The organism is Aeromonas sp. QDB63 (assembly GCF_027707425.1).
Classification (GTDB): Bacteria; Pseudomonadota; Gammaproteobacteria; order Enterobacterales; family Aeromonadaceae; genus Aeromonas; species Aeromonas caviae.
In genome coordinates this window covers 1-5,057 of sequence record NZ_JAPCIS010000064.1, presented here as the reverse complement: position 1 = coordinate 5,057, position 5,057 = coordinate 1, and the positions used below count along the sequence as shown (strand labels likewise).

Genomic DNA, 5,057 nt, shown 5'->3' with positions numbered 1-5,057 from the left:
TCCGGAACCAGTGATTGGTTCCGGATTGTCCTACAGCAGAAGGATCGGTCAATGGATCCTTAACTGATCAGCATTGCCCGCAATTGCGGGGCGTTTTGATTGCCATGGACGGCAGCGTTTTGCTGCGGCCCTGTTTCTGCGGCGCTTACTTTTGTGGACGCAAGGCCGGGAACAGGATGACGTCGCGGATGGTGTGGCTGTTGGTGAACAGCATCACCAGACGGTCGATACCGATACCCTGACCGGCGGTCGGCGGCAGACCGTGTTCCAGCGCGGTGACGAAGTCGGCGTCGTAGAACATGGCTTCGTCGTCCCCTGCGGCTTTCTGGTCAACCTGGGCCTGGAAGCGCTCGGCCTGATCTTCCGCATCGTTCAGCTCGGAGAAGCCGTTGGCCAGCTCGCGGCCGCCGATGAAGAACTCGAAGCGGTCGGTGACGTCCGGGTTCTGGTCGTTGCGACGGGCCAGCGGGGAGACGGCGGCCGGGTACTCGGTGATGAAGGTCGGTTGCAGCAGCATGTGTTCCACGGTCTCTTCGAAGATCGCGGTGATCACGTGGCCCAGCTCCCAGCTCTTCATCAGCTCGATCTTCAGACCCTTGGCGACGGCGGTGGCCTTCTCCAGGGTGGCCAGATCGTCACGGGTCACACCCGGGTTGTACTTCAGGATGGAGTCGACCATGGAGAGGCGCTGGAACGGCTGACCGAAATCGATGGTCAGGCCCTCTTCGCCCTCTTTGGCGTAACGGATCCTGGTATCGCCCAGGATGTCCTGTGCCAGGGTGCGCAGCATCTCTTCGGTGAGATCCATCAGATCGATGTAATCGGCGTAGGCCATATAGAACTCGAGCATGGTGAACTCGGGGTTATGGCGAACGGAGATGCCTTCGTTGCGGAAGTTGCGGTTGATTTCGTAGACACGTTCGAAACCACCGACCACCAGACGCTTCAGGTAGAGTTCCGGAGCGATACGCAGGTACATGTCGATGTCCAGCGCATTGTGGTGGGTGATGAAGGGACGTGCGGAAGCGCCACCCGGGATGACTTGCATCATGGGGGTTTCCACTTCCATGAAGCGCTTGTCGTTCAGGAACTTGCGAATGCCAGCCACCACCTTGGTGCGGGTCACGAAGGTCTTGCGGGACTCTTCGTTGGCGATCAGGTCCAGGTAACGCTGGCGGCAGCGGGCTTCCTGGTCGGTCAGACCCTTGTGCTTCTCGGGCAGCGGGCGCAGGGCCTTGGTCAGCAGGCGGATGGTGGAGACGTGTACGGAGAGCTCACCGGCGTTGGTGCGGAACAGGGTACCCTCGACACCGACGATGTCACCCAGATCCCACTTCTTGAACTGCTCGTTGTAGAAGCCTTCCGGCAGATCGTCACGGGTCACGTAGATCTGGATCTTGCCAGCCATGTCCTGCAGGGTCGCGAAAGACGCCTTGCCCATGATCCGGCGGGTCATGATGCGACCGGCAATCTTCACCTGTTTACCCAGGGCGACCAGTTCGTCATTGCTCTTGTCGCCGAATTCGGCGTGCAGATCGCCGGAGAGGCTGTCACGACGGAAATCGTTGGGGAAGGGGTTGCCCTGGGCGCGCAAGGCGGCCAGCTTGGAGCGACGCTCAAGCATCTCGTTGTTCAGTTCGAGAGTCTGGTCGACTTCCGGGGTGGTGATTTGTTCAGACATGGTGATTCCTGCTGCTCTGTTTACAGGCCTGATTTCAGGCTGGCTTCGATAAACTTGTCCAAGTCGCCGTCGAGTACCGATTGGGTATTGCGGGTTTCGACGCCGGTGCGCAGATCCTTGATACGGGAATCATCCAGTACGTAGGAGCGGATCTGGCTGCCCCAGCCGATGTCGGACTTGGTCTCTTCGAGGGCTTGCTTCTCAGCGTTCTGCTTTTGAATTTCCAGCTCGTAGAGCTTGGCCTTCAACTGCTTCATACACTGATCTTTGTTCTTGTGCTGGGAACGGTCGTTCTGGCACTGCACCACCACGCCGGTCGGCACGTGGGTGATACGCACCGCGGACTCGGTCCGGTTGACGTGCTGACCACCCGCACCGGAGGCGCGGTAGACGTCGATGCGAAGATCAGCCGGGTTGATCTCGATCTCGATGTCATCGTCGATCTCGGGGTAGACGAACACGGAGCAGAACGAGGTGTGACGACGGCCGCCGGAATCGAACGGCGACTTGCGTACCAGACGGTGCACGCCGGTCTCGGTGCGCAGCCAGCCGAAGGCATACTCGCCGGTGAACTTGATGGTGGCGGACTTGATGCCGGCCACGTCGCCTTCGGAGCATTCGATGAGCTCGGGTTTGTAGCCGTGGGCATCACCCCAGCGCAGGTACATGCGCAGCACCATGTTGGCCCAGTCCTGGGCCTCGGTGCCACCGGAACCGGACTGGATGTCGATGTAGCAGTCGGAACCGTCATGCTGACCGGAGAACATGCGACGGAACTCGAGATCCACCAGCTTGGCCTCCAGTTCGTCCGCTTCGACAACGGCTTCGTTGAAGGTCTCTTCGTCTTCGCCTTCGACGGCCAGGCTGACCAGCATCTCGACGTCATCGACGCCCTGGGTCAGGGTATCGATGGTGCTGACGACGTTCTCCAGGGAGACGCGCTCCTTGCCCAGCGCCTGTGCGCGCTCGGGTTCGTTCCAGACATCCGGCTGTTCCAGCTCGGCATTGACCTCTTCTAGACGCTCTTTCTTGGCGTCATAGTCAAAGGTACCCCCTAAGCAGCTCGGTCCTCTCAGACAGCTCCTTAAGCTTGTTTAATACAGGATTGACTTCAAACATCGTGAAAACTCTCGGGGTCGATGTGATTTAAAAACGGGATATTCTAGCCAATTGCAGAAGGAATAAACAGGGTTGGCTGGCCCCGCTCTTTTTCCTGCTCCAATTTTCCGCAGCATTTTTAAAATTTCCGCGTAAAATATCGTCACTCACGCCATTCTCCGCTTCAGTTTTGCGCGGATTGGCCACTAACAACACACAGTGCCACGCACTCCCGATTGATCCTGTTCCCGACTCCCACAAGAAGAAAACACGATGAAAAACCTATCACTCAAGCTGAAGATACTGTTGTCTGTGGTCATCGCCTTGTCACTGGTGATCCTGCTGCTCTCCTGGCAGAGCTACAGCAGCCAGAAGTCCATGCTGCTGCAAGACAGTCAGGAACAGGTGCAACGCCTTGGCAGCCAGCAGGCCGCCAGCGTCAGCGACTGGCTCGCGGCCCGTCGTGACGTCATCCAGGCCCTTGGCAACAAGGCCGGTGCCGAGCCCCTCAACGCCCTGCAACAGGCCCAGGTGTCCGGCCGTTTCCAGCTCACCTATTTTGGTGAGGGCAGCGGCAAGATGAACGACTCCGACCCCTCCATCAACCGCGACGGTTACGATCCCCGCTCCCGTGGCTGGTATCAGGAAGCCATGGCCAAGGGCGGCATGATCGTCACCAAACCCTACCTCGACGTGGCCTACAACATTCTGGTGGTGACCCTGGCCCAGCCTGCCCAGGGCGGCGTGGTGGGGGGGGATCTCTCCATTGCCTCCCTGGTGGATGACATCACCAAGATGAAGCTGCCGGCGGACGGCTTCGCCATCCTGATGCACAAGGATGGCACCGTCATCGCCTACAAGGATGCGGCCAAGGCGATGAAGCCGGCCAGCGAGATCGACAACGATCTGACCAATGCCCTGATCGAGCAGAGCAAGGCGAGCAACAGCCTGGTGCCTGCTTTCTTCGACAACGAGGGGCGTGACAAGCTGCTGTGGGCGACGGACATTCCGGACACCGATTGGGAGCTGGTGCTGGTACTGGACAAGAGCACCCTGGAGGCGCCGCTCTCCTCCCTGCTGATAACCCAGCTCGGCCTGGCCCTGCTGGTGCTGGTGGGCAGCATCCTGGCCATCTCCTGGCTGGTCAGCCTGCTGCTCGGCCCCCTCACCAAGGTGTCCCAGGCCCTGGCCCGCATCGCAGACGGTAACGGCGATCTGACCCAGCGCATCAAGATCGACGCCAATGACGAAGTGGGCCAGCTCGCCGGCAGCTTCAATCGCTTCGTAGGCAGCCAGCATCAGCTCATCGCCAACATCCGTCAGCTTGCCAACGAGCTGAACGCCGATGCCGAACGCAGTCTGGTGACCAACCAGGCCGCGGTGGAAGAGCTGCAGCGCCAGCAACAGGAGGTGACCATGGTCGCCACCGCCGTCACCGAGATGGCGAGTGCCACCATGGAGATCGCGGGCAACGCCGAGAACACCGCTGCGGCCGCCCAGCAATCCGCCCAGAGCAGTGAACAGGGCAAGATCCTGGTGAACCAGACTCGCCAGTCCATCAACAACCTGGCCGAGGAAGTGGGGCAGGCGACCGGCGTCATCGGTGAGCTGAGCCGTCACGCTCAGGCCATCTCCGGCATCCTCTCCACCATCCAGGGCATTGCCGAGCAGACCAACCTGCTGGCGCTGAACGCGGCCATCGAAGCGGCCCGTGCCGGCGAACAGGGTCGCGGTTTCGCCGTGGTGGCGGACGAGGTGCGGGTGTTGTCGCGCCGTACCCAGGATTCCACTCAGGAGATCCAGTCCACCATCGAAACCCTGCAACAGACCACGGCCCGCGCGGTGAGCCTGATGCAGACCAGCCAGGGGTTGGCGGACAACAGCGTGAAGGATGCCGACGCTGCCGCTGCGGCTCTGGAGGAGATCACCCAGGCCGTCAGCCTCATCTCCGACATGGCGGGCCAGATCGCCACCGCCGCCGAGGAGCAGACCCAGGTGACCGGTGAAATCACCCAGAACACCACCGCCATCAAGGATGTGAGCGACGAGATCACCGCTTCCGCCATGCGCGACCTGGATCAGGCGCACAACCTCAAGGGGCGTGCTACCAACCTGAACCAGCAGGTGTCGACCTTTATTTTGTAAGGAAGGTCAGGCCGCAGTTCTACCGTGGCGTCAGTAAAAAGCCCCGCACCTTGGTGCGCAATGCTGTTCACTTAAGCGGAGCCGCATTGCGATTTACCGGAAAACGGGTCTTTGATATCTTCACCGCCCTGGG

3 protein-coding genes are annotated in these 5,057 nt (G+C 60.4%); 1 reads left to right on the top strand and 2 read right to left on the bottom strand.

Features of this window, described 5'->3' with window-relative positions; translation table 11 throughout:
• Nucleotides 1-145 precede the first annotated feature (145 nt).
• Both lysS and prfB read right to left on the bottom strand, forming a co-directional pair.
• Nucleotides 146-1,681, bottom strand: a complete 1,536-nt coding sequence (gene lysS / locus PG879_RS20285; RefSeq protein WP_104455418.1) for a lysine--tRNA ligase — start codon at nt 1,679-1,681, stop codon at nt 146-148.
• Between the two features lie 20 nt (nt 1,682-1,701).
• A protein-coding gene (gene prfB / locus PG879_RS20280) for a peptide chain release factor 2 (RefSeq protein WP_102948437.1) occupies nt 1,702-2,800 on the bottom strand; the annotation gives its coding sequence in 2 pieces (ribosomal slippage) (nt 1,702-2,724 and nt 2,726-2,800; 1,098 coding nt in all).
• Between the two features lie 252 nt (nt 2,801-3,052).
• On the opposite strand from prfB, the gene PG879_RS20275 reads away from it, so the two are divergent.
• Complete coding sequence (locus PG879_RS20275; protein WP_210600877.1) at nt 3,053-4,924, top strand: methyl-accepting chemotaxis protein; 1,872 nt, start codon at nt 3,053-3,055, stop codon at nt 4,922-4,924.
• Nucleotides 4,925-5,057 lie beyond the last annotated feature (133 nt).

Coding starts and splice junctions, on each gene's coding strand:
- lysS (WP_104455418.1), bottom strand. CDS start 1,681: ATGTCTGAACAAATCACCACCCCGGAAGTCGACCAGACTCTCGAACTG.
- PG879_RS20275 (WP_210600877.1), top strand. CDS start 3,053: ATGAAAAACCTATCACTCAAGCTGAAGATACTGTTGTCTGTGGTCATC.